General features: G+C 66.5%; 2 protein-coding genes and 2 pseudogenes. All 4 read left to right on the top strand.

Translation table 11 applies throughout. The features are described from left to right. Nucleotides 1-611, top strand: a pseudogene (locus ABZ532_RS31495) (DDE-type integrase/transposase/recombinase); the annotation flags it as partial. A gap of 207 nt (nt 612-818) precedes the next feature. Next, nucleotides 819-1,901: an IS110 family transposase gene (locus tag ABZ532_RS31490; protein ID WP_361291406.1), complete on the top strand. Its 1,083-nt coding sequence runs from the start codon at nt 819-821 to the stop codon at nt 1,899-1,901. Between the two features lie 17 nt (nt 1,902-1,918). After that, nucleotides 1,919-2,119 (top strand): annotated as a pseudogene (locus ABZ532_RS31485) (integrase core domain-containing protein); the annotation flags it as partial. Nucleotides 2,120-2,148: 29 nt separating this feature from the next. Further along, nucleotides 2,149-2,535 carry a recombinase family protein gene (locus ABZ532_RS31480; RefSeq protein WP_361291403.1) on the top strand — a complete coding sequence of 129 codons (387 nt, stop codon included), beginning with the start codon at nt 2,149-2,151 and terminating at the stop codon, nt 2,533-2,535. Nucleotides 2,536-2,696 lie beyond the last annotated feature (161 nt).

Here is a 2,696-nt window from a genome sequence, read left to right as displayed (position 1 = left end):
GGCCCAGCAGGCCCGTCGCGACCCCGCACCGGACTCCGTCCGCGGTGGAAGAACAGGTCTGCGAGCTGCGGCGGACCCGCAAACTCGGGCCTGCCAGGATCGGCCCGATCCTGGGCCTGCCAGCCTCGACCGTGCACCGGATCCTGACCCGACACCGGCTGAACCGGCTGTCCTGGCTCGACCGGCCGACCGGCACGGTGATCCGCCGCTACGAACGCGACCACCCCGGCGAGCTGATCCATGTCGACGTGAAGAAGCTCGGCCGGATCCCCGACGGCGGTGGCCACAAGGCCCTGGGCCGCCAAGCCGGCCGCGCGACGCGCTCGGGCATGGGCTTCGACTACGTCCACTCCGCCGTCGACGACCACTCCCGCCTCGCCTACAGCGAGATCCACCCGGACGAGAAGGTCGCGACCTGCGCGGGCTTCCTCGCCCGCGCGGCCGCGTTCTTCCACGGCCACGGCATCACACGCCTTGAACGGGTCCTCACGGACAACGCCTGGGCCTACCGCAAGGGCCTCGCCTGGAAGAACGTCCTCGCCGACCTCGGGGCCACCGGAAAGCTGACCCGCGCCTACCGGCCGCAGACCAACGGCGAGGATCTCAGAGTGTTCTCCCGGCCGGTCTGACCCACAGACCAACCGGCCGTCCGTGCCTTGTTGCCGATGTGTCGGCTGGCTGGGAGAACACGTGCGGCTGCACTGGCGGAACCGCCGGATGTGACCTGATAAGAGCCTGGCTTCACGCGCCTCATCGCAGTTGTGTCCCCGGGGGCTCCGTCGGTGCGGCTCCAGCCACCATGATCGGCAGGAGGACAGGTGCCCAGTACTTCCAACACGAGCGTGACCCTCGGAGTCGATACCCACGCGGACGTCCACGTCGCTGCCGCCCTCGATCAGCTCGGCCGCCGAATGGGCACGCTGACTATTCCGTCGACACCAGAGGGATACGTCTCCCTGGAGTCCTGGGCTACAAGCATGGGCACCATCGAGCAGATCGGCTTGGAAGGCACCGGTTGCTACGGCGCCGGTTTGTCACGATGGATGCGGCAGCGGGGCCACCGCATCGTCGAGGTCAACCGACCCGACCGCCAGACACGACGTCGTCGTGGGAAATCAGACGAAGTCGACGCCGAGGCCGCCGCACGAGCAGTGCAGGCTGGCACCGCTACCGCGATACCCAAGACAGGTGACGGCGCTGTCGAGATGATCCGCACCCTGAGAGTCGCCCGCCGCAGCGCAATGAAAGCCCGCACCCAAGCCGTCAACCAGCTCAAAGCCCTGATCGTGACGGCTCCTGACACGCTCCGCGAGCGCCTGCGCGGGCTGCACCGGTCAGAACTGATCCGCACGGTCACGCGCTGGCGGACTGGAGCCGAACCGGACACGCTGACCGCAGTCACCAAGCTGTCAACGAGGTCCATCTCCCTGCGCTACCAGCAGTTCAACGACGCGATCACAGAACTCGACCGCCACATGCACAGGCTCGTCAGCCAGGCAGCACCCGAGCTCATGGCAGTCAAGGGACTCGGCACGGAGACCGTCGCGGCATTGCTCATCGTCGTCGGCGACAACCCCGAGCGGCTGCGGTCAGAGTCGGCGTTCGCCCATCTCTGCGGAGTCGCCCCCATCCCCGCTTCATCAGGCAAGACCAGCCGCCACCGCCTCAACCGCGGAGGCGACAGGCAAGCCAACCATGCCCTCTACATGATCACGGTCACCCGCATGGCCTGGGAACCACGCACACGCGTCTACGTCGCTCGCAGGACAGCCGAAGGCAAGACGAAGACCGAGACCATTCGGTGCCTAAAACGGCACATCGCACGCGAGATCTACCGCATCCTCGTCCCCCACGTCCCCGTCCCGCTGCCCTCCCAACAAGCTCTGGCGACCGCTGCCTGACCGTCCTTGACAGCTATAGGAGCATCGGCAAAGTCGAACGCTTCAACCGCACCTTGCTCGATGAATGGGCCTACCAGCGGCCCTACACCTCAAACGAAGAGCGAACAGCGGCCCTGGCAGACTTCCTCCACACCTACAACCACCACCGCTGCCACACCGCACTGGGCGGACACCCACCCATCAGCCGTGTCAACAACCCTGCGAGCCAATACACCTAGCTGCCGTACGCGTCGGCGACATCCTCGTGGTGCCCAAACTCGACCGCCTCGCCCGCTCCGTGCCCGACGCCCGCGAGATCGGCGACTCCCTCGTCGCCCGAGGCATCCGCCTGTCCCTCGGTGGATCGATCTATGACCCGGCCGACCCGATGGGCAAGATTTTCTTCAACATCCTCGCCACCTTCGCGGAGTTCGAGGTCGACCTCCTGCGTATGCGCACCCGGGAGGGAATGGCCGTAGCCAGGGCGAAGGGGAAGCTGAAGGGCAAGCAGCCCAAGCTGAACGCCCGCCAGCAAGCCCACCTTCTGAAGGAACGCGCCACCGGCGACTACACCATCGCCGACCTCGCCGAGCAGTACTACGTCAGCCGGGCGACGATATACCGCGTCCTCGAACGCGCCCGCGGTGCGGCCTGACGCACCGGGAAAGAGCCAGTTCAGCTTGGGTGTCAAATCATGTGACAGCAAACTGCATTCTCTGTGCGATCCCTAGTAGTGCTTGGTCAGGTCGGGGCTGGGGTGGGTATGCCGCGTTGACAGGTGGGGCAGACGCCGGTCCATGTCGCGAGGAGGGTCTG

The sequence above is a fragment of the Streptomyces sp. NPDC019396 genome (assembly GCF_040632375.1).
Classification (GTDB): domain Bacteria; phylum Actinomycetota; class Actinomycetes; order Streptomycetales; family Streptomycetaceae; genus Streptomyces.
The sequence above is the reverse complement of the archived record's forward strand: the minus strand, read 5'-3'. Positions and strand labels throughout refer to the sequence as shown.